Annotated in this window: 24 protein-coding genes, 1 pseudogene and 1 riboswitch; of the genes and pseudogenes, 14 read left to right on the top strand and 11 right to left on the bottom strand. The window is 49.3% G+C overall.

The window, feature by feature from the left end:
* A complete protein-coding gene (gene gsiD, locus AB8809_RS15135) occupies positions 1 to 906 on the top strand; it encodes a glutathione ABC transporter permease GsiD (protein ID WP_015839763.1) in 906 nt (301 codons plus the stop codon).
* Between the two features lie 54 nt (positions 907 to 960).
* Here gsiD and AB8809_RS15130 read toward each other — a convergent pair whose 3' ends face one another.
* The 8 genes from AB8809_RS15130 to AB8809_RS15095 form a co-directional block, all read right to left on the bottom strand.
* Positions 961 to 2,658 (bottom strand): NAD-dependent malic enzyme, encoded by a 1,698-nt coding sequence (locus tag AB8809_RS15130; RefSeq protein WP_015839764.1) that lies wholly within the window; start codon positions 2,656 to 2,658, stop codon positions 961 to 963.
* A 209-nt stretch (positions 2,659 to 2,867) separates the two neighbouring features.
* Complete coding sequence (gene cdd / locus AB8809_RS15125) at positions 2,868 to 3,758, bottom strand: cytidine deaminase (RefSeq protein ID WP_320703450.1); 891 nt, start codon at positions 3,756 to 3,758, stop codon at positions 2,868 to 2,870.
* A 516-nt stretch (positions 3,759 to 4,274) separates the two neighbouring features.
* Entirely contained in the window at positions 4,275 to 5,243 is a 969-nt protein-coding gene (locus tag AB8809_RS15120) for a PD-(D/E)XK nuclease family protein (RefSeq protein WP_349854792.1), read from the bottom strand.
* Positions 5,244 to 5,278: 35 nt separating this feature from the next.
* Positions 5,279 to 5,974: a CidB/LrgB family autolysis modulator gene (locus tag AB8809_RS15115; protein WP_349854790.1), complete on the bottom strand. Its 696-nt coding sequence runs from the start codon at positions 5,972 to 5,974 to the stop codon at positions 5,279 to 5,281.
* Positions 5,974 to 6,381: a CidA/LrgA family protein gene (locus AB8809_RS15110; RefSeq protein ID WP_015839768.1), complete on the bottom strand. Its 408-nt coding sequence runs from the start codon at positions 6,379 to 6,381 to the stop codon at positions 5,974 to 5,976. Before AB8809_RS15110 ends, AB8809_RS15115 begins: the two co-directional genes overlap by 1 nt.
* Before the next feature lie 194 nt (positions 6,382 to 6,575).
* Positions 6,576 to 7,760 (bottom strand): MFS transporter, encoded by a 1,185-nt coding sequence (locus AB8809_RS15105; RefSeq protein ID WP_349855476.1) that lies wholly within the window; start codon positions 7,758 to 7,760, stop codon positions 6,576 to 6,578.
* A gap of 8 nt (positions 7,761 to 7,768) precedes the next feature.
* A complete protein-coding gene (locus AB8809_RS15100; RefSeq protein WP_349854788.1) occupies positions 7,769 to 9,157 on the bottom strand; it encodes a hypothetical protein in 1,389 nt (462 codons plus the stop codon).
* Between the two features lie 10 nt (positions 9,158 to 9,167).
* Positions 9,168 to 10,619, bottom strand: coding sequence for an L-tyrosine/L-tryptophan isonitrile synthase family protein (locus AB8809_RS15095; RefSeq protein ID WP_349854786.1), 1,452 nt, complete (start codon positions 10,617 to 10,619; stop codon positions 9,168 to 9,170).
* Positions 10,620 to 11,185: 566 nt separating this feature from the next.
* On the opposite strand from AB8809_RS15095, the pseudogene AB8809_RS15090 reads away from it, so the two are divergent.
* Positions 11,186 to 11,302, top strand: a pseudogene (locus tag AB8809_RS15090) (IS5/IS1182 family transposase); the annotation flags it as partial.
* 166 nt (positions 11,303 to 11,468) lie between these two features.
* Here the strand turns inward: AB8809_RS15090 and AB8809_RS15085 are convergent.
* Together AB8809_RS15085 and bioA are read right to left on the bottom strand one after the other, a co-directional pair.
* Positions 11,469 to 12,263, bottom strand: a complete 795-nt coding sequence (locus AB8809_RS15085; RefSeq protein ID WP_180777092.1) for a glycoside hydrolase — start codon at positions 12,261 to 12,263, stop codon at positions 11,469 to 11,471.
* Positions 12,264 to 12,539: 276 nt separating this feature from the next.
* The gene (gene bioA / locus AB8809_RS15080) at positions 12,540 to 13,844 is read right to left on the bottom strand and encodes an adenosylmethionine--8-amino-7-oxononanoate transaminase (protein WP_349856573.1); all 1,305 of its coding nucleotides are present in this window, start codon (positions 13,842 to 13,844) and stop codon (positions 12,540 to 12,542) included.
* A gap of 95 nt (positions 13,845 to 13,939) precedes the next feature.
* On the opposite strand from bioA, the gene bioB reads away from it, so the two are divergent.
* The 6 genes from bioB (at position 13,940) to AB8809_RS15050 (ending at position 20,939) form a co-directional block, all read left to right on the top strand.
* Positions 13,940 to 14,977 (top strand): biotin synthase BioB, encoded by a 1,038-nt coding sequence (gene bioB / locus AB8809_RS15075; protein WP_180777090.1) that lies wholly within the window; start codon positions 13,940 to 13,942, stop codon positions 14,975 to 14,977.
* A gap of 39 nt (positions 14,978 to 15,016) precedes the next feature.
* Complete coding sequence (gene bioF, locus AB8809_RS15070; protein ID WP_349856572.1) at positions 15,017 to 16,174, top strand: 8-amino-7-oxononanoate synthase; 1,158 nt, start codon at positions 15,017 to 15,019, stop codon at positions 16,172 to 16,174.
* A complete protein-coding gene (gene bioC / locus AB8809_RS15065; RefSeq protein WP_349856571.1) occupies positions 16,155 to 16,916 on the top strand; it encodes a malonyl-ACP O-methyltransferase BioC in 762 nt (253 codons plus the stop codon). The genes bioF and bioC overlap by 20 nt, the downstream gene beginning before the upstream one ends.
* A complete protein-coding gene (bioD, locus tag AB8809_RS15060; RefSeq protein WP_349856570.1) occupies positions 16,909 to 17,589 on the top strand; it encodes a dethiobiotin synthase in 681 nt (226 codons plus the stop codon). The genes bioC and bioD overlap by 8 nt, the downstream gene beginning before the upstream one ends.
* Positions 17,590 to 18,466: 877 nt before the next feature.
* Entirely contained in the window at positions 18,467 to 20,479 is a 2,013-nt protein-coding gene (gene uvrB, locus AB8809_RS15055) for an excinuclease ABC subunit UvrB (protein ID WP_015839778.1), read from the top strand.
* A 28-nt stretch (positions 20,480 to 20,507) separates the two neighbouring features.
* Positions 20,508 to 20,939 carry a glyoxalase/bleomycin resistance/dioxygenase family protein gene (locus AB8809_RS15050; RefSeq protein WP_015839779.1) on the top strand — a complete coding sequence of 144 codons (432 nt, stop codon included), beginning with the start codon at positions 20,508 to 20,510 and terminating at the stop codon, positions 20,937 to 20,939.
* On the opposite strand, the gene yvcK is transcribed toward AB8809_RS15050, so the two are convergent.
* On the bottom strand, positions 20,915 to 21,847 hold the full coding sequence (gene yvcK, locus AB8809_RS15045) for a uridine diphosphate-N-acetylglucosamine-binding protein YvcK (RefSeq protein ID WP_182099513.1): 933 nt from the start codon (positions 21,845 to 21,847) through the stop codon (positions 20,915 to 20,917). The genes AB8809_RS15050 and yvcK overlap by 25 nt on opposite strands.
* Positions 21,848 to 22,133: 286 nt before the next feature.
* A riboswitch (molybdenum cofactor riboswitch) is annotated at positions 22,134 to 22,282 on the top strand.
* Here yvcK and moaA point away from each other — a divergent pair.
* From moaA to AB8809_RS15015, 6 genes are all read left to right on the top strand, one after another.
* A complete protein-coding gene (moaA, locus tag AB8809_RS15040; protein ID WP_349856569.1) occupies positions 22,270 to 23,259 on the top strand; it encodes a GTP 3',8-cyclase MoaA in 990 nt (329 codons plus the stop codon). It overlaps the preceding riboswitch by 13 nt.
* Positions 23,260 to 23,293: 34 nt before the next feature.
* Positions 23,294 to 23,812 carry a molybdenum cofactor biosynthesis protein B gene (gene moaB, locus AB8809_RS15035; protein ID WP_349856568.1) on the top strand — a complete coding sequence of 173 codons (519 nt, stop codon included), beginning with the start codon at positions 23,294 to 23,296 and terminating at the stop codon, positions 23,810 to 23,812.
* An 18-nt stretch (positions 23,813 to 23,830) separates the two neighbouring features.
* Positions 23,831 to 24,346, top strand: coding sequence for a cyclic pyranopterin monophosphate synthase MoaC (moaC, locus tag AB8809_RS15030; RefSeq protein ID WP_349856567.1), 516 nt, complete (start codon positions 23,831 to 23,833; stop codon positions 24,344 to 24,346).
* Positions 24,343 to 24,588, top strand: a complete 246-nt coding sequence (moaD, locus tag AB8809_RS15025) for a molybdopterin synthase sulfur carrier subunit (RefSeq protein ID WP_010297663.1) — start codon at positions 24,343 to 24,345, stop codon at positions 24,586 to 24,588. Before moaC ends, moaD begins: the two co-directional genes overlap by 4 nt.
* Positions 24,589 to 24,590: 2 nt before the next feature.
* Positions 24,591 to 25,043, top strand: coding sequence for a molybdopterin synthase catalytic subunit MoaE (gene moaE, locus AB8809_RS15020; protein ID WP_015839784.1), 453 nt, complete (start codon positions 24,591 to 24,593; stop codon positions 25,041 to 25,043).
* A 112-nt stretch (positions 25,044 to 25,155) separates the two neighbouring features.
* The gene (locus tag AB8809_RS15015) at positions 25,156 to 25,863 is read left to right on the top strand and encodes a Bax inhibitor-1/YccA family protein (protein ID WP_010280929.1); all 708 of its coding nucleotides are present in this window, start codon (positions 25,156 to 25,158) and stop codon (positions 25,861 to 25,863) included.
* The last annotated feature ends 20 nt before the right edge of the window (positions 25,864 to 25,883 follow it).

Below are 25,883 nucleotides of genomic sequence, written 5' to 3'. Positions count from 1 at the left end.
ATGAGACACTGGCGACGTAAAGCGATGTTGGCGACGCTTCCTGTCATTAGGGATAAACCGGTTCGTACGCCGTGGCGTGAATTTTGGCGGCGGTTTCTTCGGCAGCATGTTGCGGTCACCGCTGGCGTGTTTGTACTGCTGCTGATTGCAATCGCGTTTCTTGCACCGTATCTGACGCCTTATGATGCCGAGAACTATTTCGATTATGAACGCCTGAATGAAGGCCCGTCGTCGACACACTGGCTTGGGGTGGATTCATTAGGGCGTGATATTTTCAGCCGAATCCTGATGGGGACGCGTATTTCGCTGGCGGCGGGTATTCTCTCGGTGCTGGTGGGGATGATTATCGGCACGACACTGGGCCTGCTGGCGGGTTACTACGAAGGATGGACAGACCGGATCATCATGCGCATATGCGATGTGCTGTTTGCCTTCCCGGGAATCTTGCTGGCGATTGCCGTTGTGGCGATTATGGGCAGTGGGATGGCGAATGTGATTGTCGCCGTGGCGATTTTCAGCATTCCTGCCTTTGCCCGTCTGGTGCGAGGCAACACGCTGGTGCTGAAGCAGCTTACCTATATCGAATCTGCCCGCAGCATTGGTGCCAGCGATGGGACGATCCTCTTTCGACATATTCTGCCTGGCTCGGTGTCTTCCATCGTGGTGTTCTTCTCGATGCGCATTGGGATGTCGATCATCACGGCAGCCAGCCTGTCATTTTTAGGGCTTGGCGCACAGCCGCCGATGCCGGAGTGGGGGGCGATGCTCAATGAAGCGCGATCGGATATGGTGATTGCGCCACACGTCGCGATCTTTCCTAGTCTGGCGATCTTTCTGACGGTACTGTCGTTTAATTTATTGGGTGACGGCCTGCGCGACGCGCTCGACCCGAAGCTGAAAAGCTGAATAAAAAAAGCGCGACAACCAGTGCCGCGCTTTTTAGCCGTAAGCCGTTAATGCTTAGAACGACGTGCGTTTGTAGCTACGGTACTGCGGCTGCCAGAAGTTGTGCTCAATCGCCTTTTGCAGCGCATCCGACGAGGTCACCACGGCGGCACCCTGCAGCTGTGCGGCTTTACCCACTTCCAATGCAATACGCTTAGACACCTGCTGGATATCAGCCAGATCCGGCAGCAGAGCGCCTTCACCGTTATTTGCCAGCGGTGAGCAGTCAGCCAGTGCGCGGCTGGCGGCCATCAACATACCGTCAGTGATACGCTTGGCACCTGATGCCAGTACCCCTAACCCGATACCTGGGAAAATGTAGGAGTTGTTGCACTGTGCGATAGGGAAGACCTTATCCTGATAGTTCACTGGGGAGAACGGGCTACCGGTCGCAACCAGCGCCGCGCCTTCCGTCCAGCGAATGATGTCTTCTGGACGGGCTTCCACGCGGGATGTCGGGTTAGACAGCGGCATCACGATAGGACGAGCACAGTGTTTGTGCATTTCACGGATAATTTCTTCCGTGAACAGACCTGGCTGGCCGGATACACCGATCAGAATGGTCGGCTTGGCATTGCGTACGACTTCCAGCAGTGAAATGGCATCGCTGTTGCAATCCCAGTTAGCCAGCAGTTCGCTTTTCTGCACCAGCTTGCTCTGGAAATCGAGCAGGTTCGGCAGTTTGTCCGTCAGCAGACCGAAACGGTCAACCATGAAGACGCGTGCGCGCGCTTCTTCGTCGCTTAGCCCTTCGGATTTCATCTGTGCGATGATTTGTTCAGCGATACCGCAACCTGCAGAACCAGCGCCCAGGAAGGCCACGGTTTGATCGCGTAACTGCGTACCTGCCGCACGGCTGGCAGCAATCAGACTACCCAGTGCAACCGCAGCGGTGCCCTGAATGTCATCGTTAAAGCTACAGATTTCATCACGATAGCGGTTCAGCAGCGGCGTCGCGTTTTTCTGTGCGAAGTCTTCAAATTGCAACAGCACATTCGGCCAGCGGCGCTTCACAGCCTGAATGAATTCGTCAACAAATTCATAGTATTCGTCATCCGTGATACGCGGATGACGCCAGCCCATATACAGCGGATCGTTCAGACGCTGTGGGTTGTTGGTGCCGACATCCAGAACGACTGGCAGGGTGTAGGCTGGGCTGATACCGCCACACGCGGTGTACAGCGACAGCTTACCGATTGGAATCCCCATGCCGCCGATACCTTGGTCACCGAGACCCAGAATACGCTCACCGTCGGTCACAACGATGACTTTCACGTTCTGTTTGGTGGCGTTTTGCAGCATATCGTCGATATGTGCGCGGTTAGGGTAGGAGATAAACAGGCCACGGGCGCGGCGATAGATATCGGAGAAGTGCTCACAGGCTTCGCCAACGGTCGGGGTGTAGATGATGGGCATCATCTCACTGAGGTGACCGTCCAACAGGCGGTAGAACAGGGTTTCGTTGGTATCCTGAATGTTGCGCAGGTAAACGTGTTTTTCAATATCGTGTTTGAATTCCTGATACTGACGCCAGGCGCGTTCTGCCTGTTCTTCGATGGTTTCGACGGCTTCAGGCAGCAGACCATGCAGGTTAAAGTTAGCGCGTTCTTCTTCGGTAAACGCGCTGCCTTTATTCAGCAGAGGAAATTCGAGCAAGATTGGGCCAGCGTAGGGAATATGGAGAGGACGTTTGCTTTCGTATTCTAATTCCATGACTTTTTACTCTTCGGATAACAGAAAAAAAACTCAGGTGTTGTCGATAAAAACTGTTGCGGATCTTAAATTACCCAGAGAATATGTACAGAAATTGTTAATTAAAATAGTTACAGATGGCTTGCATCTTAGCCAAAATGCAGGCTTTATCGATTCACCTCTCGTTTTTCACGCTTCCCTTGGCTGAAATCCTGCGTTTACCTCCGCCACTATTCCTCAATAAAGTGATGTTCAACGTCAGTGCAGCCCAACTCGGCCAGCATAATTTGCGAAATAGCCCAGTGGCTGACAACCGCATTGCGACGTTCAACAACAACGGCATGTTTCACCGTGGACAGATCTTCGCCAGCAAGATTCATTAGATTTAACGCCGTTTGCAAAGGTGGCAGGCTAGGGTTGAACGCCGCATTTTCTGCGTAGCGCCCGGTATAGGTGTTGCCACTTGAGGTTTCCAGCACAATGCCACTAATCGCTTTGCTATAGGGGGCATGGCTGCGGTTGGCGGCATCCAGCGCCTGACGCGCAAGCGCATTCATATTCTGCAAGGTAGCGCCGTGGTTGATGTCATCCATCAGCAAAGTATCGATTTGCAGATCGACGGGGCCAAAGGAATCTGGCAGATAGTGGCTGAGCGTGGCAGGCTGGCGACCCGGTAGTTGAATCCGCAGCGACGCCGCATTACGTAATTCGTTCATGAACTGGCGACAGTGGCCGCATGGTGTGTAGTTTACGGTTACGGCTCGCAGTCCCCGTTCATTGCGCATCCAGGCATGGCTGACGGCGCTTTGTTCGGCATGCACCGTTTGCTGAAGCTGAACGGCACTAAACTCCATGTTGGCACCAAAGTAGAAATTGCCGCTGAGCCCTTGTGCAATCGCGCCAACCTGAAAATTAGAAATAGGCGCTTGTGCGCAGGCGGCTGCCAGCGGCAATAGCGCAAAGGCCAATGCATCGGCGTCTAACTGACTAGCTTCACAGACGGCATTCACATCGTCCGCGGTGAGCATCGCGGCGAAATCCGGCTTATCGACTAATGGACGGAGCGCGGCTTGCAGACTGGCAGGTAATTGCCGAAAGGCGTTTTCAAATCGTGGATGCATAGTGGCTTACTCTTTTTACCCGTCAATGACGTCATGTTAGGTAGCAGAGTAGCAATAAATTGTGATCAAAATCTCTTTACTGAATGAAATGGATGCAAATTAACTGCTAAATGCGAGATGTATCTCAATTTTTACTGCTTACGTTCTCTTCCCCTCATTAGGTTCGGCAATAAAAAAGGCGTACAGCGGGGAGATTTTTCCTGTCGTACGCCTTCGAGATAGTCGATGAGAGTGTCCCCTTGCCTCATCTGGGCTTAATCAAGAGAGCATTTTTCTTTCTGGTTTTCTCTGGCCGTTTTTTGACAGCGCTAATAATGCTGGCATCTTTTTAAGAGAGGTATCAAACGGCATTATTCTTTTTCTTTCCTGGCTGTGTGTTGAGTTCACGATAATTCGTTGAGAAGCGATCGTGCAGCATGACTTCTCCGTCAGATTCTCTTCCTGACAAACTAAGTAGGAGAGTAAATAATCGTTATTCTGGCTCAGCGTAAATATCGCTGATGTTGCTGCGTCGTGTCAGAGCCTGCCCATTTCAAGATGTTCTTCTGTTAATTGTGGGTAGGTTTTACGCAATTTACCCAGGATGCCTGAAATGCCTTTGGCACGAACAAGATGGTCACACAGTTGAGCATTTTGCTGAATAAAGAGTAATGCTTCACCGTCGACACCTTCCATATCTCCTGGCTTCCAATCCGTCGGGCTTAATTTTTTTAAATTAAAAAAACGGTTAATAACAGACCGATGCTGTGAGGCTAATTGGGCAGAAAGTTTTGAGATTTCTTTTTTGTCAGGGTGCTTCCACTGGGCTTGCTTCTGACAATAGGCTATCAATAATTGCGCAGCCGCGTTATTTTTCTGTGATTGTAAACGTGCCCGATGAGCCGTTCTTTCTAACCATTGGTAGCTTAGGAGTACCCACTTATCGTGGCCGACCAGAATCTCTTTGTTACAGATGTCCAGCTTCTTATCCAGGACAATGTAAGCGAAATGGTAATCTTTAAATAAGCCCTTACGTACAAAAGTGTTATTTACTGCATCATAGTAGTCGTCAAGTTGAGAACAAGAGAGCGGTGCGTTCACTTTATTTTCAATAGTAACGATGAGCTTATTTGTTGTATCGATTAAAAAGAGGTCGAGTCGACGTTTCTCACCCACTGAGTTGCTAATGTCAAACTCACGCGTCACAAAAGCCGAACCAAAGCTGGTTGTCTGGATACGACCTGGAGTCCATTCCTCAAAGAATTTCTTATTGGTGGACTTACTATTCTCATGGCCGGCATAGTAGGCCGCAGTCAGAAAATCTTTAATGACGGCATCGCCCTGACAATGTCCTTCATTGGGATTCAGACACCATGCGAGCATATCGGAATTTTGGTTTTCACTAAGCTTAATGACATCAAGAATGTTATCTGAAGTGCGTAGCTTTTCTCGTAACTCTAGCAACTGCTCGTCCGTGAGAAATTCGTAAAATTCCTCTATCTCCATATTTCATTTCTCCATTTTTATTTATTAAACGTTCACTAACCAACAAAATTCAGTAACAGAGGAAAAACAAACGGAGCAATCAGCGATGTGATGATCCCACATATGACCAGCGCCAGTGAGCTAAATGCCCCTTCCTGATAATCAACCTCCGCGCAGCGCGCCGTACCAAGGGCATGCGAGGCGGTGCCCATTGACAGCCCACGCGCGGCTTTGGTTTTGATTCCTACGCGATTGAACAGGCTGTGGCCTAATACGGCACCGAGAATGCCGACAAAAATCACGCAGACAGCGCTGATAGCCGGAATACCGCCAATAGAACTGGCGACGGCCATCGCAATCGGCGTGGTAACGGATTTAGGTAGCACCGAGGCCGCGATTTCCGGCGAAGCGCCCATCCACAGCGCCACCAGCGTGCCGGAGATAATGGCGGTCAGGCTACCGATGAAACATACGCTGATGATGGATTTCCAGCGGGCGCGAATTTGGTGCAGCTGTTCATAAAGCGGGAACGCCAACGCGACCACCGCCGGTTGCAGCAGGTCGTTAAGGACTTTACTGCCTTGAAAATAGTGCTCGTAGGGAATCTTCAACACCAGCAGCAGCGGAATAATAATCGCCATTGATACCAGCAGCGGGTTCAACAGAGAGAGCCGGGTCAGCACGGCCAGTTTACGCGCGGCGAAAAAGACAATCAGGGTGAGGGGGAGAGACCACCACAAATAGCTGAACATTATTCGTTATCCTTCGGCGGCGTGCGATCGCCAGCCATGGCTCGTTCACGCTGCATTATCTGGGTACTGAAACCCACAACCAACATCACAATAAAGGTACTGATCAGGCAGGAAACCACGATGGGGCCAAACTGTTGGCTGACCAGATCGTAATAATTCATGACACCGACGCCGATAGGAACGAACAGCAGCGCCATATGACGAATAAGAAGGTGGCAGCCCGGTTTTACCCACTGCGCGGGCAGGATTTGCGAGGCAAGAAGGGTGAATAAGACCAGCATACCAATGATACTGCCGGGGATAGTGAACGGAAGTAACGCGGATACCGCATTGCCTGCCAGCAGGCAGAGATAAATCAATGCGAAAGCGCGTAAATACTGCCAGCAAACGATGAACGTATTACGCATGGGAAATTCCTGATTAGCTGAGGGGATTATCATAACGCTAATGGAATTGACGTGCCACAGCTCACGAATCTTGTTGGGGAAGAAACGTGTTAGCGGCTAAAAAATGAGTAGCGCTGTTCAGGTTAAATAATGAACAGCGTGTCGGGTGAGATAAATTCGGTGTAGCCCCAGTACAATTACCGGGGTTAACCCCTTCAATCGTAACGAGTCATATTTTTGAGCATGTAAACAAGGAAACAAAACATGACGGCTATTGTCATACTATTAATAATCAACCATCCTTGCGGAATATTCATGAAAAATCCCACAGCCAGAGAGGCGACAAGATTTAACATATAAGTAACGAGTGAGTTGATTCCTTGAATTTTATGCTTTATTTCTTTATTCGATATCTGATTAATCAAAAATGTGCCGCCAGTAAACATAAAACTCCATCCGATACCGACCGCGACTAATGTGATGATATATCCTGTAAAGTCATCAAAATAAAGTGATGATAATGAGCCTATTAAAAAAAGGATAGCCCCACATTGGATAATATACTTTGTTTTTATTTTGGAAATTATCAGAGGTAGAAAAAGTGCAGGAGCATACATTGCTAAAAAATGCCACTGAAGGACAAATGCACTTTCCTGAATTTGATAATGCTCATGATGCATTGCTAAAGGCGTTGCATTCATAACTAGTGTCATGATAGAGAATCCCAGAGCACAACTCAATGTTCCTAAAATAAAATAATGTGATGATAGTATGGATTTTATTTCTTTTTCTGGGTGGTTTTTTTTAATTTTAGCATCAATAACAACCGGTTTAGGTAGTGAAATAAATATCTGAGAGCCTAATGCAAATACAAATATCACGATGGCGATGAAAAATGTACCAAGGAAAAGATGACTCGAAATGAGGTATGCTCCTTTTGTGGCGATGAATGGCCCGATAACGCCACCAATAACCCCACCGCCTATAATCAGGGATGTGCATTTTTTTTTGCTAGACTCATCATCAAAAACCTCTGCGCCTGCGAAACGATAATATTGATTAAAAACGGTCGCACATCCCATAATGAAGGTTGAGAAAACAAAAAAACTAAAAATTTGATAATAAACTGAAATGGCTGCGAAAATGCTACCTAAAATTCCAATTCCGCTACCTATAGAAAAGGCTGTCCGCCTACCGTAGACATTCATCAAATGCGATGCATAATAGACCATAATCGCCGATCCTACTACTGTTGCCGTAATGGGCAAGGTTGCAAGATAAGGAGATGGACTGAGACTATTTCCCACTAAAGTTGACGTAAGCGTCAGCAATGAAATAATCGAACCTGTCAACCCTTGTCCAATAATAAGGGAGGCTACGGTGATATACCTTTTATTCATCACAATGATTATCCTTCAATGAATTTTAAATTTTTTAATTCTTCAAGATAATGTTCTTTTTTTAGATCGGTATAAAAAAAAGGTTGTTGTCCATCTGCTAACCAATTAAACAAACCGTCTTTAGATGGCATCACTACATTTATTCCATTTGATGTGGTTTTGTTTTTGTGTAAAATTTCAAACGTAGTGTCAAATGAAATACCATCTTGGGTAATTAAACTGCACACGTGTTGTGATAATTTATTGCCACCATTTTTCCCTAATGTAAAAATTGCAGGGATATCTTTTCGATCTTTTTTCTCATGGACTGTTAGTCTTATCGCTCCAGGATGTGATTTACTCTTTAAAGTGCTATCGATATCAGTATCCATCAGATGAATGGCAAGGTATTTTCTTGCTGATTCTCTTGTTATCTCATAAAAAAAATCGATAGTGTCATCAAAAAGTTCCATGTCGTTTATTTTTTCAATCCAGAAAGAGTGTGTTTTATTATTTATGATTGAAACAATAGCCATGGTTATCAATAGATCCACACTCCCTTCCAGTTCGATATATTTGGATATTGAAGGTGGTATTGAAATTCCGTGGTATTGCTTGTCATGATTTTTTAATATCGAAAGCCAATCTATATTTATTAATACTGTCTTTAATATTTTATCTATCTCGACTTGATCAATCATGTCGTAAAATGTATCTAGATTTTCATTTATTTTATCATTTGAGTTATGATAAGCCGAAAAATTTATACTGGTGTTCTCCGTTGAAAAGTAGTCTGCAATAGCCTGCCTCTGTGCATCATATTCTTTCACTATCTCTGGATCGGTAAAAAGGGCAGAATAAAATCTTGAGCCTCCCGTCAATACGGTTAAAGAGACTTTTTTACGGCAAATAAGGTGTATACTTTTCATAATTATATACAATGTCAATATGGAATAAAGCTCTGAAAAATCAGAAAAATAACCATTTGTCTTCAACCCGCCACAATACCTTTTTGCCTGACCCCATCCAATAACAAAGTTAATGTTTTCATTTTCCAATGCTAAATATATTTTTTTCTGCAATGCTTTGGTGTCAATATTTCCCGCATTTTTCGAGATGGCAGGATCTCTGAATATCTCTACAATAAGCGCTGCTTCATACCACTGGGTATCATTGAGATTTAAATACATCACATCCATACTGATCCCTTCAATTCTTCCTTTTATTACTTTTGCTATTTTTTTAGCTTCTTTGTCTATTTTTTCTGACAACGATTGGAATAAGGTGTCCTGCTCATATGTTGATAAATATTCTTTTGTTAGATTAATGTTTACAATGTTATTATCCCAATTGGTCAATATCTTTTGGGGTAACGATGTGTCACTAATAAAAGCTCGTCCTTTTGCTATTGCAGTCATATCCTTATCCTTACTTTGTAATATAATAAATAGGTTGCTTAATCAAACTCATTTCATATAATGGATCAAATTCACCGTGACGATGGTTTGGTGTATGGATATACACACCTGTTTGTTTTTCTGCCTCTCGAGTTAACCTGTATTGATAATCGACAGTAATACTATCATTCTGTCTTTTGATACCTGCAACCGTGTGTTGAGCGGTCATCGAGTAAGACTTCTGATTTGTGGCGATAAAATTAAATTCCCCTTTTTTGGCATGGATCGTTAGTTTTAGTGCCGTGGGGATTTTTCGAAATATAGTATTAAGCTGCCTATCAGCCAAAGAAATAGATACATATCTTTTTGCTGCTTCCCAGTTTTCATTTCTCATATTCATAATTATGTCAACTGCGCAGTGCGACATATCACCGACCAAATCAGGAACAAACAAATGCGATTTTTTTATTCTCTCTAGTGAATAATGAGAAGCACTAATGAAAGATAAATAGAAGTTTTGATTTTCCTTCGTATAAATCTGCATGCCTCGTGACCATTTTGGATAAAGTGATGTGTAATTTACCGATGTCATTATCGACCAGTATGTATATTTTAATTGTTTTCCTAATTCATCGAGTTCCATTGTATTAAAGGTCGTATCTAAATCATTGAAACAAAATGCTTTATCGTACTTTTTTGAGATGTCTTGATATATGGTGTTGTATAAACACTCTCTGTTTAATTGCCAATTTACTTCATCGGCATTAACAATCCACTCTTCGTAGTCAGTTATCTTCACATATTCATCTATATGTAAATAGTTAACCCAGTATCTCAATGACTGTTGATATAAACTTACTACCTCATGAGGGGTTTTACAGGCTCGATTATATTTATGACCATCAGCTAATATCAAAAACTCACAGGGGAAACCAGAAATATTACTGATTAGTTTTGCTAATTTTGCGCATCGCAGCAATGTGTTTATTTCACCCAAATCAGGGAAAATCCCTTTGTTTTTTATCGGAGAAAATGGCTTCCGTGAAAGAACTGGCATGACGAGTATTATTTTTCCATATCTATTGATACTTTCTTTGATTAACGTCGATGTTTCTAATCTATTGACATAGTCATCATTATTTTTGAAAAAATAATTATCAAAGATAGCTTCTGTTGCGTATTCAATAGGGGTGAGTGGATTGCTGCTATATTGATCTTTTTTGGTTTTTATTCTTTTTAGTAACGCCGATTGCCTTTTCGATATACTAATGTTTAGTTTGTTCTCAAGACCGGCTAATATATCGTGAATGAAAAAATAAGGATCAATTATTTCATGATTCTCCCCATAGCCGCCATCCACATCTAAATTGTGCCTTAGCTTTCTTGTTAAATTAATTAAACGATGGGAACTCGAGATCTGTGTTGTTTTTTGCTCGTCATTGAGTAACATTGAAATATCCATTTCCATTGGTTTGATTTTCATCAAACAATATACGTTTTTATTGTTTTTTTTTGTGATTCCGATCTCATTATTGGTAATTGAATTTCGTCTAAATCATGTCATGAAATGCATTTCAACCATATGATTATATAGTATAATTATTTCAAATTTTCTTTAAAAATAAGTAGGCTGATACTGATTTTAAAAAATCATCATTAGTTTATGATATATATAATCTATAACGATTATAAATAACTTACAGGAAATCCTACCCATTGTATGACGAAAGCAACCTTGCGATAAGTTTCACTTATTTTTAATCCTTTAATCCTTTAATCCTTTAATCCTTTAATCCTTTAATCCTTTAATCCTTTAATCCTTTAATCCTTTAATCCTTTAATCCTTTAATCCTTTAATCCTTTAATCCTTTAATCCTTTAATCCTTTAATCCTTTAATCCTTTAATCCTTTAATCCTTTAATCCTTTAATCCTTTAATCCTTTAATCCTTTAATCCTTTAATGGCTTTGTTGAATAAATCGAACTTTGAGCGGAAAACAGGATCAGAGCACTCTCTTCCCTGACAGTCTGGGTCAGCGATAAGGTGTGTGGAGGATGGCTGACACTGCGGAACTACGATGCTCAGGTAGGTGAATCCATGGCGTTAGTGAAAGCGCTAAACATCATGACGTTGCAGGGTATGCCAAACCGTGTGCGCATTGCCTGAGAGGGAGGGAAACGGCTTTGCTGTACCTCGACAATTATTTATTCAACAATTATTTAATCAACAAAGCCCATCCAGACTGAAAATGAAACGAGAAGCGAATGAGATAAATTCGGTTCAACCCCGCTTTAGTGTAGGTTGGGGGTTGAACCGAAAGAATATCTACCCGTTATTTTACGTCTACGCTCCACTTGGTGATATCAATCTGCCCATCACCGCCAAAGATCTCGGTACCAAACTCAACGCTGCTGATATATTTTGTATTACTCATCCATTTCTTGGTGCCAACCAGATAGTTGGTGAAATGGCGAATATTGAGCGATGCACTGTTGGTATTGGAGGTACGGACAAAGGAAAAGACATTCCACCCTTTGCCATTACCAGCATTTATCCAACCTTTGAATACGTTCCAGCTGCTACCACCGAGGAATACTGTTTCAATATAATCCCCCGCTGGACCTGCATTGGTATTATTTAGCCAGATCATTAATTCGTCGGTCGGCGTCGAATCCCAACTGGCTTTATCGGTAGTGTGGAACCATACATCATAAGCGGCGTTATAAGTGCCGGTAGATTTGATAGAATAAGTGACATTACTGGTAATACTTTTATTACTGGATAATTTTATCGGCAACCCACTATTTTCCGTATAACCCGCAGTCCAGTGCCAGCCGCTTACCAGCGATGGATAAGCTTTAACGCTGGAACTGCTGCTTGGCCAGTGCCAGTTCCACCCCATACTGGTAGGGCTATTATAGAAAACCGTTTGCTGCCATCCTTTTACTTCATCCTTCCCCCAGACGTTATTGAATACGTAATATTTATTATTCTCAAAATAGAGTTTGTCTGCGTCTTTGGATGAACTGACCGCAGAAACGGTTAGGGGTGAGAGTAACAAAGCAGAAAATAACACGGGGAATAACGTACGGAAAATACGCTGTGGCTTCTTATTCACTGTAAGCATAATAAATCTCCTTTTAAATATATGCTTGGGGTATTTCACGTTAAAATCTAACACGTATTCATCAGTTGTCTACGATTGGTTGAATGTAAAGTGTGGGGTGCGTAACATTTTATGGTTATTTCATCCAGTGTCAGAATAATTCAATGCATTAATCATGAGTAGAATGAAAATCTTATTCATGTGAAGAATAATAAGAGCGGTAATGAATAGTCATAATATGGATGGTGTCAGAGATATTTTTTAAGGCGCACGAAAGTGTGCGCCTTGGGCAACGAGTTATTCAAATAGCTGTGCGTTATGGATAGCCGCATAGACGGCATCAGTTAGCTTATGCAGTTCATCGGGCTGAATGATAAACGGCGGCATCAGATAAATGAGCCGACCAAACGGTCGAATCCAGACGCCGTGCTCGACAAAGAAACGCTGTAACCGTGCCATATTGACCGGACGATGTGTTTCCACCACGCCGATAGCACCTAATACGCGAACGTTCGCCACCAGCGGGGAATCCGCGCAGGGTTGCAGCGTTTCTCGCAACTGTCGTTCAATCTGTTGTACCTGCTGCTGCCAGCGGTTCTCCGCCAGCAGTGACAGGCTGGCGTTGGCTGCCGCGCACGCGAGCGGATTGCCCATAAATGTGGGGCCGTGCATAAAACAGCCAGCCGCGCCGTTGCTGATCGTTTCCGCTACCGTACGGGTGGTCAGCGTGGCAGAGAGCGTCATATAGCCGCCGGTAAGCGCTTTTCCTAAACACATAATATCGGGTGAAATTCCCGCATGTTCACAGGCAAACAGTTTACCGGTGCGGCCAAACCCAGTCGCGATCTCATCGGCAATCAGCAAAATGCCCCATTGGTCGCACAATTCCCGTACCCGACGCAGATAGGTCGGATGGTAAAAACGCATTCCGCCAGCACCCTGCACGATGGGTTCCAGAATCACAGCCGCGACCTCATGCGCGTGCGCTGATAGCATCGCCTGTAGCGGCGCGATATCGGTTTCCTGCCACTCGTCGGCAAAACCCCCTTTACTGAGAGAATCGCAGGGCGGCGCATCGACAAATAGATGGGTGGGCAGGTAGCCCTGATACAGACTGTGCATCGAATTTTGCGGATCGCACACGGACATCGCACCGAAGGTGTCGCCGTGATAGCTATGACGCAGGGTGAGAAAGCGCTGACGGGTTTCACCGCGCGCCTGCCAATATTGCAGCGCCATTTTCATCGCCACTTCGACGGCGACCGAGCCGGAATCCGCCAGAAAAACGCATTCCAGTGCATCCGGCGTGATGTCCACCAGTTGACGACACAGCGCTACCGCCGCCGGATGGGTGATGCCGCCGAACATTACGTGTGACATCTGGCTAAGCTGGGTCTGCACTGCCTGATTGATTGCCGGATGATTGTAACCGTGAATCGCTGCCCACCACGAGGACATGCCGTCGATCAGGCGACGTCCGTCATCCAACTGAAGCTCGACTCCGCTGGCCGATATCACCGGATAGCAGGGCAGTGGCTCGGTCATCGAGGTATAGGGATGCCAAATGTGGCGCTGGTCAAACGTGATGTCTTCCGGGTTCATGATGATCTTTCGTAAACTAAAATGGTTTCTATTTGGTTGACAGTATATCGGGTTAATTTACACTGGCGAAACGTTTTTAGTTTGGAGATGCCGAGATGGCTGACCGCATTTACTGGACGCTTGAGCAAGCGCAAGACTTATTTAATAAACCTTTTCTGGAACTGATGTTTGAAGCGCAGCAGATCCACCGTCAGCATTTTGATCCCCGTCAGGTGCAGGTAAGCACGTTACTTTCTATCAAAACCGGTGCCTGCCCTGAAGACTGTAAATATTGCCCGCAGAGCTCCCGCTACCGCACCGGGATTGATACCGAACGCCTGATGCAGGTTGAACAGGTGCTGGAATCGGCCCGTCAGGCAAAAGCCGCCGGATCGACGCGATTTTGTATGGGCGCGGCGTGGAAAAACCCGCATGAGCGTGACATGCCGTATCTGGAACAGATGGTACAAGGCGTCAAAGCGATGGGCATGGAAACCTGCATGACGCTGGGAACGCTGCACAACGATCAGGCCGAGCGCCTGGCCTCAGCCGGGCTGGATTTCTATAACCATAACCTTGATACCTCGCCGGAGTTTTACGGCAGCATCATCACCACTCGTACCTATCAGGAACGTCTGGATACGCTGGATAAAGTGCGCGGTGCGGGGATTAAAGTTTGTTCCGGTGGCATCGTTGGGCTGGGGGAAACCGTGCGCGATCGCGCCGGGCTGCTGGTGCAGTTGGCTAACCTGCCGACGCCGCCGGAAAGCGTGCCGATCAACATGTTGGTTAAGGTGAAGGGGACGCCATTGGCGGAGAATGAGGACGTTGATCCGTTTGATTTCATTCGTACGATTGCCGTGGCGCGCATCATGATGCCTGCTTCCTATGTGCGTCTGTCCGCCGGACGCGAGCAGATGAGTGAACAAACGCAGGCGATGTGCTTTATGGCCGGCGCGAACTCTATTTTCTACGGCTGCAAGCTGTTAACGACGCCAAACCCGAAAGAGGACAAGGATCTGGCGCTGTTCCTCAAATTAGGTTTGAACCCGCAGCAGACGGCGACCGAATACGGGGATAACCAACAGCAGCAACGACTGGCAGAACAGCTGATTAATGCCGATAGCGAGCAGTTTTATAATGCTGCGGTATAACGCCCTGCGCATGCGTCGTCAGGTTAGGTGTATTGCATCATGAGTTGGCAGCAACGCATTGAAGACGCGCTGGCACAGCGCCAGCGTGATGATGCTTACCGTGTGAGGTTGGCGAATCAAGGCGGCAGCGGGCGCTGGCTGATGCAGGGCGATCGCTGTTATCTGAACTTTTCCAGTAACGACTATCTGGGGCTGAGCCACCACCCGGAAATTGTGCGTGCCTGGCAGCAGGGGGCAGAGCAATACGGCATTGGCAGCGGCGGTTCCGGGCATGTGACGGGGTATACCGATGCCCATGCCATGTTGGAAAGCCAGCTTGCCGACTGGCTGGGCTATCCGCGTGCGCTGCTGTTTATTTCCGGCTATGCCGCGAATCAGGCCGTGGTCGCCGCGCTGGCACAGGCGGAAGACCGTATTTTGGCCGATAAGCTTAGCCACGCTTCGCTGCTGGAAGCGGCGGCACAGTCACCGGCAACCCTGAGGCGCTTTAAACACAATCAGGCCGATAGTCTGCAAGCGCTGCTGGAAAAGCCAGCCGACGGTCAGACGCTGGTGGTGACCGAAGGCGTTTTCAGCATGGATGGCGACACCGCGCCGCTGTCGGCGTTACAAGAACAGTGCCGGGCGCATGATGCCTGGCTGATGGTTGACGATGCACACGGAATTGGCGTACTGGGTGATGAAGGTCGCGGGAGTTGCTGGCAGCAAAGTGTTAAACCTGAGCTGCTGATTGTCACGTTCGGCAAAGCGTTTGGCGTGAGTGGTGCGGCGGTGCTGTGCGCTGAACCGCTGGCCGAATACTTCCTGCAATTTGCCCGTCATTTGATTTACAGCACCTCAATGCCCGCAGCGCAGGCCTGTGCGTTGAGTGCGGCACTCAACTGTGTTCGTCAGGGCGACGCGCGACGTGAGGCGCTACGGCGCAATGTTGAGCAGTTCCGTGCAGGCTTCTCCAACTCGTCCTATCAACTGATGGATTCACAGAGCGCAATTCAGCCGCTGATTGTCGGTGAGAACGCGCGCGCGTTGGCGCTAACAAGCCATCTGCGTGAACAGGGCGTGTGGGTCAGTGCCATGCGACCGCCGACGGTGCCGCCCGGTAGCGCACGCCTGAGGATTACGCTGACGGCGGAACATCAGCCGGAAGATATCAGCCGCTTGCTTACGGTATTACATCATGCTGACAGAAAATTATAACAAGCAGGCGATCGCGCAGGCGTTTGGACGTGCGGCAGGGTGCTATGACCGCTTTGCCGAACTGCAACGCACCAGCGGAGAACGTCTGCTGGCGCTGATGCCGCCGCACGGTGGTTTACTGGTATTGGATGCGGGATGCGGAACCGGGCACTTTAGCCGCCACTGGCGTCAACGGGGAAAAACGGTGATTGCGCTGGATTTATCGGCTGCCATGCTCGCACAGGCGCGTGAGCAGCAGGCTGCTGATCGCTATCAGGAAGGGGATATCGAAAACCTGCCGCTGGCGGATTGCAGTGTGGATATCAGCTATAGCAATCTGGCCGTGCAGTGGTGTGACTCGTTACCGCGCGCGTTGGCAGAGATGTATCGGGTCACGCGTCCGGGGGGCGTGATTGCGTTTGCGACACTGGCAGACGGCTCCTTAAGCGAACTGTCGCAGGCGTGGCAGCGGCTGGACGGCACGCAACGGACAAATCGCTTTCTGCCGCTCTCCGCCATCGACGCTGCTTGTCAGCCTTACCGGCATCATCTGGTGCAAGAACGTGAGGTCTGCCTATTCCCTGATGTATTGGCGTTAATGAAATCGCTGAAAGGGATTGGGGCGACCTGGCTGCATGAAGGGCGCACGCCGGGGCTATTGAGCCGGGCACGACTGGCGGCGCTGTCTGCCCACTATCCGCAAGAGCAGGGCGGCTACCCGCTCAGCTATCAACTGGTTTATGGAGTGATTTATCGTGATTGAGCGCTGGTTTGTGACGGGAACGGATACCGAAGTGGGGAAAACGGTCGCGAGTACGGCGCTGCTACAGGCGGCGAGTCAAGCGGGGTACCGGACCGCAGGCTATAAACCTGTGGCGTCAGGCTGTGAAATGACGGCCGATGGCATTCGCAACAGTGATGCGCTGGCGCTTCAGGCGAATAGCAGCGTCCGGCTGGATTATGAGGCCGTGAACCCGCTGGCGTTTATGGAACCGACGTCACCGCATATTATCAGCGCGGTAGAGCAGCGGCCTATCTCTCTTTCGGCGCTATCCGCAGGGCTGCGGGCGTTAGAAACACAGGCAGACTGGTTGCTGGTTGAGGGCGCAGGCGGGTGGTTTACGCCGCTGTCGGCGCAGGATACGTTTGCCGACTGGGTGATACAGGAACAGCTTCCCGTGATTTTGGTGGTCGGCATCAAGCTGGGGTGTATCAACCACGCGATGTTAACCGCCCATGCGATTCAGCATGCGGGTTTGCACCTTGGCGGCTGGATTGCTAACGACATCACACCGCCTGGAAAATGGCACCAGCCGTATCTGCAAACGCTGCAACAGCGCCTGCCTGCGCCGATGCTGGGCGAAATTCCTTACTTATCGGATCTTCAGCAGCATAATCTGGGGCAATATATCGATATTGGGTTATTAGCGGAGTAATCATTTTTGTTAACCCTCGGCTGACTTTAATCATCACAGTAGGTTTTATTGTTTTTTTACCGGCATCTGTTTTCATAAGTATAAAACCTACATTTTTATAGCGATCAATAGATAAAACCTTCTTGAATTTTCCTCTCACTCCCCGCATTGCCTGAATTGTTGTGATGCAGTCCCCTGCTGTTTTTAGTCTTTTTCCATCTAATACTTATGCGATAAATCACAGAAAGAGTGTGAAGAAAATCCATATCAGAGGGAATCACGAATGAAGTGGGTATTTCTCTAACTCAGTGCTGATGCGGGCTTGTGGGAGTTATCCACCATTTCTGTGGATAACTATGTGTATTATGGATAGACAACGCGTCCTAACCGAGAGCTGGCGCGGGTTGTCGCCAGGTTGGCGCTATTCTCCACGGTTTTGCTAATTTATTTATTATCATATGCTTAAGTAAAATCAAGCGTCTTAAGCAGCAACGGTGTGTAGTTGCATAAATTAACGTCATCAGGTGTCCCCGCATGTTACATTTTTACCAAATCTGGGGATAAATCATGATGATTTTATCTGGTAGATTGAAGATGAATGTGCTAGCAAATTCATTTGTTGATTAATCATCCAATCCAGCGATAATTTTCTTGATGCTGTTTTTATATCCAGTATCATTGCGGTGGCGAATTTCGCAATTGGCATTCAGAATAAAGCTCGTATGTCACACGTGTCAGTGTGGTCGCTGTCGTGTGATCACGGTGCGACAAAGGATGCCGATGATGACCCGCAGCCGTGCCTGAAATCGTCAGTCTGTGTCTTTTACCTGCCTCCGAGCATCCACCCATGAACGTCGCCTTGAGCGATGCGTAATAACGATAAGTAGCGTGCTTAACGATGAGTAAAGTATTTACACTGAATTCCGACTTTAAACCGGCAGGCGATCAGCCTGAGGCCATTCGTCGTTTAAAAGAGGGCCTGGAAGACGGGTTAGCGCATCAAACGCTGCTCGGGGTAACCGGTTCAGGTAAGACGTTCACGATCGCCAACGTGATTGCCGATCTCAATCGGCCGACGATGATGCTGGCGCCAAATAAAACGCTGGCAGCTCAGCTGTACGGCGAAATGAAAGAATTCTTTCCTGATAATGCCGTCGAATACTTCGTTTCGTACTACGACTATTATCAGCCGGAAGCCTACGTTCCGAGTTCGGACACCTTCATTGAAAAAGATGCATCGGTTAACGAACATATCGAACAGATGCGTCTTTCCGCGACAAAAGCGCTGTTGGAACGGCGTGATGTGATCGTCGTGGCTTCAGTGTCCGCTATCTATGGTCTGGGCGATCCCGATTTATATCTGAAAATGATGCTGCACCTGACGCAGGGGATGCTGATTGACCAGCGTGCTATTTTGCGGCGTTTGGCTGAGTTGCAGTATTCCCGCAACGATCAGGCGTTTCAGCGCGGTACCTTCCGCGTACGCGGTGAGGTGATTGATATTTTCCCTGCGGAATCTGACGAAATCGCGCTGCGTGTTGAACTGTTTGATGAAGAAGTGGAACGATTGTCGCTGTTTGACCCGCTGACGGGGCATGTCCTCCAGACGGTGCCGCGCTATACCATCTATCCAAAAACGCACTACGTCACGCCGCGTGAACGTATTTTGCAGGCAATGGAAGACATCAAGGTGGAGCTGGCCGATCGCAGAAAGGTACTGCTGGCGAATGATAAGCTGGTGGAAGAGCAGCGGTTGAGCCAGCGCACGCAGTTTGATCTGGAGATGATGAACGAGCTGGGCTATTGCTCCGGGATCGAAAACTACTCACGCTATCTTTCCGGGCGTGGCCCCGGTGAGCCGCCGCCGACGCTGTTTGACTATTTACCGGCAGACGGACTGCTAGTCATTGACGAATCCCACGTTACCGTGCCCCAGATCGGTGGTATGTATCGCGGTGACCGTGCGCGTAAAGAGACGCTGGTCGAATATGGCTTCCGGCTACCTTCGGCGCTGGATAACCGCCCGATGAAATTTGAAGAATTCGAAGCGCTGGCGCCGCAGACGATCTATGTCTCCGCGACGCCGGGTAACTATGAGCTGGAAAAATCGGGTGGTGAAGTGATCGATCAGGTGGTGCGTCCCACTGGGCTGCTCGATCCGCTCATTGAAGTGCGGCCTGTGGCGACGCAAGTGGACGACCTGCTTTCCGAGATTCGCCAGCGTGCGGCGGTTAACGAACGTGTGCTGGTCACTACGTTGACCAAACGAATGGCGGAAGACCTAACTGAATATCTGGAAGAACACGGTGAGCGCGTACGTTATCTGCACTCGGATATTGATACCGTCGAACGTGTTGAAATTATCCGCGATTTACGCCTTGGTGAGTTTGACGTGCTGGTGGGTATCAACCTGTTGCGTGAAGGGCTGGATATGCCAGAAGTGTCGCTGGTGGCGATTCTGGATGCGGATAAAGAGGGCTTCCTGCGCTCCGAGCGTTCTCTGATTCAGACGATTGGTCGTGCAGCGCGTAACCTACGCGGTAAGGCGATTCTGTACGGCGACAAGATTACGCCATCCATGGCAAAGGCGATTGGCGAAACGGAACGCCGTCGTGAGAAGCAGGAGGCGTACAACACCGAACACGGGATTGTGCCGCAGGGACTCAATAAGAAAATTTCCGATATTCTGCAATTGGGCCAACCCACGAACAGAGGCAAAGGGCGAGGCAACCGTAAAGCGGCAGAACCGGCTGCACGTTATGAGCTTATGACGCCGAAAGCGCTGGAGCTGAAAATCCGCGAGCTGGAAAGCAAAATGCTGACGCATGCGCAGAATCTTGAGTTCGAAGAAGCTGCCGCCTTGCGCGATGAGTTACAGGCACTGCGCGCACAATTTATCGCTGCATCCTAACGATGCAAGCACTCACTGAGGATCAATGATGGACCCTATTATACCGGGTGTTGAGGTGCTGTTTGTGGCGGGTTTCGGACCGATCGTGAAATCGCTGTCTGACAGCCATGCGCTCTATGTCGATACGCTGAAGTTGCCGCTAAAGCCTGTTGCGGAAGGGAGCGATTATCTGGTGAGCGATACAATAGATGGCGTGAAACACTTCGCCCTGTGGCCATTGTCACAGGCCAGCGAATCCTGCTTCGGGCAGGGAAGCTGGCCTGCGGATCTGCCTGAACCGCAAAGCTGGCTGGAATTTGAAGTGGCGGATATGACGGAAGCGACCCGTACGCTAAAAGCGCAAGGCTATGCGCTGCTGGTAGAAAACCGTCTTGAACCCTGGGGACAGCAGGTCACGCGTTTCCTGAGTCCCGAAGGCATTTTGATTGGCGTGACTTATACGCCGTGGCTGCGGGATTGAGAGCCTAGTAGCTGTAGCGCACGATCGATAGCCTGACGCAGTAGCTCACGGTCATGATGGTGAGGAACATCTGCTGCGGCCAGCTCTTGTTGCACGATCAGGCGATCGCCGATCTGACTGATATCGACTTTCGGACCGACGATCGCCACATCCACCACTGATTTACCCACTTTGTGCTCAATCCAGTCCAATTTCTCCGCCAGCGTCAGGCGGGCGGCGGGGTTACTCTGCTCGCTGCCCAGATTGCCGATGTAGACCATTGGGGCGGGCGTGCGGCGGAGCGCCTGTGTCAAATCGTCCAGCAGCAGCAGCGGCATCAGGCTAGTCAGAAAACTGCCGGGGCCAATTAAAATCAGGTCGGCTTTGGCGATGGCATCAATCGCTTCACGTGTGGCCTGCACCGTCGGGTACAGCATCAAATCTTGCGGTAAAGTTGCCAGTTGATCGATCTCGACTTCGCCATAAACGGGATTGCCCTGTTCATCAATCGCCATCAAATCGACCGGATGCTCGGACATCGGAATTAAAAAGGCATCGACTTTGAGCAGGTTGCGAATCAGATTGATGGCTTCCAGCGGCCGCACGCTTAGGTGATCGAGCGCTTTCAGCATCAGATTCCCCAGGTTGTGTCCGGCAAGTTCACCGTTACCGTTAAACCGGTACTCAAACATCGCAGACGCCACGCTAGGCGTAGTGATCAGTTGATTCAGGCAGTTGCGGGTATCGCCCCAGGCAATACCGCCTTCGGAACGACGGATGCGGCCAGTGGAACCGCCGTTATCTGTCGTCGTGACAATGCCGGTTAGCCGTGAACCCAGGGAAGAGAGCGAAGACATCACACGACCTAAGCCGTGCCCGCCTCCTAGTGCGACAACCCTGTCGAGGTCGGCCAACGTGCGATTGCGCATAGAAAACCTTATTAATGAGCCAGAGGAATATGACGTGTGTATGACAATCGTCGCTAAGGTAGCTGATTTCAGCGTAAAACGCGAAAAATCCTCACGCAGGCATGACCTGAGACAATTTCTGCCGTGTATTTTTCCGTATGCTGTGCACCATAAGATATTGAAAATTCGCTATATATTTATTTATATACCGATTTTGAGAGTGGTTGACTACGCGTTTTCGCAGTAGACTGCTCAATGAAATCACGATTCTTTATCGGCTGTTCCGGCGTTGTCTAACGGATAACTGATAGGAATCAAACTCCTAGCCTTGGTGCCTAAGTGATGCGCGTAGTGCGCGTGATATGGTGCCCTGGCCGTGACCTTCGCGGTCACCAGGGTGCGAGGTAGAAATGCCTGCATCTCCCGTATTTGGAAAGGTGTTTATGGTGAGTCAACTGACTGATGCGTTTGCGCGCAAGTTTTACTATTTGCGTCTGTCTATCACAGACGTCTGCAATTTTCGTTGTACCTACTGTCTGCCGGATGGTTATCAGGCCAATGGCACCAATCCGCATCGCTTTTTGTCACTCGATGAGATTCGTCGCGTCAGCCGCGCTTTTGCCGAACTGGGGACGGAAAAAGTCCGCCTCACTGGCGGTGAACCGTCTCTGCGCCGTGACTTTGTCGATATTATCGCCGCCATCCGTGAAAACCCCGCGATTCGCACGCTGGCGGTGACCACTAACGGCTACCGTTTGGCACGCGACGTTGCTCAATGGCGAGAGGCAGGGCTAACGGCGCTGAATGTGAGCGTGGACAGTCTGGATGCACGCCAGTTTCATGCGATTACCGGGCAGGATAAATTCCGGCAGGTGATGGACGGCATCGACGCCGCATTTGACTGCGGTTTTGCCAAGGTCAAAGTCAACACGGTGCTAATGCGAAATGTGAACGCGGGTAGCCTGCAAACCTTTCTCAACTGGATTAAACACCGCCCGATTCAACTACGCTTTATTGAACTGATGGAAACCGGGGAAGGAGGCGATCTGTTTCGCCGCCACCACGTTTCTGGCGAGGTGATCCGCCAGCAATTGTTGCAGCAGGGCTGGCAGCAGCAGAAACGTGCCCGTAGCGACGGGCCGGCACAAGTCTTCTGCCACCCAGACTATCAGGGAGAAATCGGGCTGATTATGCCGTATGAGAAAGATTTCTGCCTGAGCTGCAACCGTCTTCGCGTGTCTGCTATCGGTAACCTGCATCTGTGTCTCTTTGGCGAACAGGGTATTCCACTGCGTGATTTACTGGCCGACGATCGCCATCTCGAAGATTTGAAGATGCGTATCTCGGGCGGGCTGTCGGCGAAGAAACAGACCCACTTCCTGCATGAAGGGAATAGCGGCATCACGCAAAACCTGTCATTTATCGGCGGTTAATCCGCGACATCACTGATTTTTAAAGGAGTCTGGCATGAGCAAAGTCAGCAGCGAATTTGTTTCTCTCAACCTTGCGGTTCTGACCGTTTCCGAGCGCCGGACGGCGGAAGATGACACCTCCGGCGACTATCTGCGCGAAGCGGCGCAGTCCGCAGGACATCGCATCGTCGATAGCGCCATTGTGAAAGAGAACCTGTACCAGATTCGGGCACAGATCTCGGCGTGGATTGCCAGCGACAAGGTGCAGAGCATTCTGATTAATGGCGGAACGGGCTTTACCGCAGGGGATGTGGTGCCGGAAGCTATTGGCGTCTTGTTCGATCGGGAAATTGAAGGTTTCGGCGAACTGTTCCGTATGGTGTCGTATGAAGATATCGGTACGGCGACGCTGCAATCGCGTGCGCTTGCCGGTCTGGCTAATCAGACGGTGATTTTCGCGATGCCAGGTTCGACTCGTGCCTGTCGCACCGCATGGGAACGCATCATTCAGGAACAGCTGGATGCGCGCCAGAAACCGTGCAATTTCTACCCACACTTGAAAAAAACCTCTTAACGGTAAGCGTTATTCACTATGTCATCCTCTAAATCCATTGCGTCATCATCTACGCCACAATTGACCCACATTAACGCTGCTGGTGAAGCCGCAATGGTGGATGTTTCCGCCAAAGCGGAAACCGTGCGCGAAGCCCGCGCGGAAGCTTTCGTTGAAATGGCGCCGCAGACGCTGGCGATGATTATTGCCGGCAGCCATCACAAGGGCGATGTGTTCGCCACCGCACGCATCGCCGGCATTCAGGCCGCGAAACGTACCTGGGAACTGATTCCGCTTTGTCACCCGCTGCTGCTGAGCAAGGTGGCTGTCGAGCTGGAAGCGCAGCCGGAACACAATCGGGTACGCATTGAATCTGTTTGTCGCCTGACGGGTAAAACCGGCGTAGAGATGGAGGCGCTGACGGCAGCCTCTGTCGCCGCGCTGACTATCTATGACATGTGCAAGGCTGTGCAGAAAGATATGGTCATTGGCCCGGTGCGTCTGCTGGCGAAAAGCGGCGGTAAATCCGGCGATTTTACGGCGGAGGGCGCATGATTAAAGTGCTGTTTTTTGCACAAGTTCGTGAGCTGATCGAGACAGACAGCCTGTCTCTGCCTGCTGAGTATGCCACCGTAGAGGACGTGCGACAGGCGTTGTGCCAGCGTGGCGCGCGCTGGGCGCTGGCGCTGGAATCGGGCAAGCTGCTGGCTGCGGTCAATCAGTCGCTGGTTGAGCTGACTCACCCACTACAGGACGGTGATGAAGTGGCGTTTTTCCCACCGGTAACAGGGGGCTGATCGTGACAGAAACGCGTATTAGGGTCGGTGAAGAGAACTTCAACGTAGGGGATGAATATCAGTGGCTGGCGCAGTGTGATGAAGATGGCGCGGTGGTGACGTTCACGGGTAAGGTGCGTAATCACAATCTGGCGAAAGACGTCAGCGCGTTGACGCTGGAACATTACCCCGGTATGACGGAAAAGGCGCTGGCTGAGATTGTCGATCTGGCTCGCGAGCGCTGGGAACTGCCACGAGTGAGCGTGATTCATCGGGTGGGTGCACTCTATCCGGGCGATGAAATTGTGTTCGTTGGCGTCAGTGCCGCCCACCGCAGCGCGGCGTTTGATGCCGCCCAATTTATTATGGATTACCTGAAAACCCGCGCGCCGTTCTGGAAGCGCGAAGCGACGCCGGAAGGTGAGCGCTGGGTGGAATCACGCGACAGTGATAAACAGGCTGCGCAGCGCTGGTAGTTCATTTCTGTGTTAGGATAAAAGGATGGCGGGGAGGGCGTTTCCGTCTCGTTCCCCCAAACAGGCGGTTCGCGCCGCGTTAATCAGATAACTTTTATGCAAAGGTAACATCATGGACAGATATCCACGCTCGGGTTCAATCGTTGAGCGCTCGCAGTCGGGTCTCCAGGCCTATATGGCACAGGTTTATGGCTGGATGACCTGCGGCCTGCTGCTGACGGCGTTCGTGTCCTGGTACGCGGCGAATACGCCTGCCGTACTGAATTTTGTATTCTCCAGCCAGATCACCTTCTTCGGACTGATCATTGCTCAGTTGGGGCTGGTCTTTGTGATTTCCGGTATGGTACAGCGCCTGAGCGGTGCGGTCGCTACGTCGCTGTTTATGCTCTATTCCGCGCTGACGGGGCTGACGCTCTCCAGCATTTTCATCATGTACTCCGGTGAATCCATCGCCAGCACCTTTGTCATTACGGCGGGGATGTTCGGCGCGATGAGCCTGTACGGCTACACCACGAAGCGTGATTTGAGCGGTTTCGGCAGCATGCTGTTCATGGCGCTGATCGGGATTGTGCTGGCTTCGCTGGTGAACCTGTGGCTGAAGAGTGAAGCGTTGATGTGGGCCGTCACCTATATCGGCGTGGTGGTGTTTGTCGGTCTGACCGCGTATGACACCCAGAAGCTGAAAAACATCGGCGAGCAGTTGTCCGTTGATGACAAAGACAGCTTCCGCAAATACTCCATTGTGGGCGCGTTGACGCTGTATCTCGACTTTATCAACCTGTTCCTGATGCTGCTGCGCATTTTCGGTAACCGTCGTTAATTCTTGCTTACCTATCTGGC

It is taken from the genome of Pectobacterium aroidearum, from assembly GCF_041228105.1.
Taxonomy (GTDB): domain Bacteria; phylum Pseudomonadota; class Gammaproteobacteria; order Enterobacterales; family Enterobacteriaceae; genus Pectobacterium; species Pectobacterium aroidearum.
Note: the sequence above shows the minus strand (reverse complement) of the source record. Positions and strands in the feature narration are given on the sequence as shown.

Coding starts and splice junctions, on each gene's coding strand:
- moaA (WP_349856569.1), top strand. CDS start 22,270: ATGGTGAGTCAACTGACTGATGCGTTTGCGCGCAAGTTTTACTATTTG.
- AB8809_RS15095 (WP_349854786.1), bottom strand. CDS start 10,619: ATGAAAATCAAACCAATGGAAATGGATATTTCAATGTTACTCAATGAC.
- moaD (WP_010297663.1), top strand. CDS start 24,343: ATGATTAAAGTGCTGTTTTTTGCACAAGTTCGTGAGCTGATCGAGACA.
- moaB (WP_349856568.1), top strand. CDS start 23,294: ATGAGCAAAGTCAGCAGCGAATTTGTTTCTCTCAACCTTGCGGTTCTG.
- AB8809_RS15105 (WP_349855476.1), bottom strand. CDS start 7,760: ATGAATAAAAGGTATATCACCGTAGCCTCCCTTATTATTGGACAAGGG.
- yvcK (WP_182099513.1), bottom strand. CDS start 21,847: ATGCGCAATCGCACGTTGGCCGACCTCGACAGGGTTGTCGCACTAGGA.
- AB8809_RS15115 (WP_349854790.1), bottom strand. CDS start 5,974: ATGTTCAGCTATTTGTGGTGGTCTCTCCCCCTCACCCTGATTGTCTTT.
- cdd (WP_320703450.1), bottom strand. CDS start 3,758: ATGCATCCACGATTTGAAAACGCCTTTCGGCAATTACCTGCCAGTCTG.
- bioA (WP_349856573.1), bottom strand. CDS start 13,844: ATGAACCCGGAAGACATCACGTTTGACCAGCGCCACATTTGGCATCCC.
- moaC (WP_349856567.1), top strand. CDS start 23,831: ATGTCATCCTCTAAATCCATTGCGTCATCATCTACGCCACAATTGACC.
- AB8809_RS15015 (WP_010280929.1), top strand. CDS start 25,156: ATGGACAGATATCCACGCTCGGGTTCAATCGTTGAGCGCTCGCAGTCG.
- bioB (WP_180777090.1), top strand. CDS start 13,940: ATGGCTGACCGCATTTACTGGACGCTTGAGCAAGCGCAAGACTTATTT.
- AB8809_RS15110 (WP_015839768.1), bottom strand. CDS start 6,381: ATGCGTAATACGTTCATCGTTTGCTGGCAGTATTTACGCGCTTTCGCA.
- uvrB (WP_015839778.1), top strand. CDS start 18,467: ATGAGTAAAGTATTTACACTGAATTCCGACTTTAAACCGGCAGGCGAT.
- AB8809_RS15050 (WP_015839779.1), top strand. CDS start 20,508: ATGGACCCTATTATACCGGGTGTTGAGGTGCTGTTTGTGGCGGGTTTC.
- AB8809_RS15130 (WP_015839764.1), bottom strand. CDS start 2,658: ATGGAATTAGAATACGAAAGCAAACGTCCTCTCCATATTCCCTACGCT.
- bioC (WP_349856571.1), top strand. CDS start 16,155: ATGCTGACAGAAAATTATAACAAGCAGGCGATCGCGCAGGCGTTTGGA.
- gsiD (WP_015839763.1), top strand. CDS start 1: ATGAGACACTGGCGACGTAAAGCGATGTTGGCGACGCTTCCTGTCATT.
- AB8809_RS15120 (WP_349854792.1), bottom strand. CDS start 5,243: ATGGAGATAGAGGAATTTTACGAATTTCTCACGGACGAGCAGTTGCTA.
- AB8809_RS15100 (WP_349854788.1), bottom strand. CDS start 9,157: ATGACTGCAATAGCAAAAGGACGAGCTTTTATTAGTGACACATCGTTA.
- AB8809_RS15085 (WP_180777092.1), bottom strand. CDS start 12,263: ATGCTTACAGTGAATAAGAAGCCACAGCGTATTTTCCGTACGTTATTC.
- bioF (WP_349856572.1), top strand. CDS start 15,017: ATGAGTTGGCAGCAACGCATTGAAGACGCGCTGGCACAGCGCCAGCGT.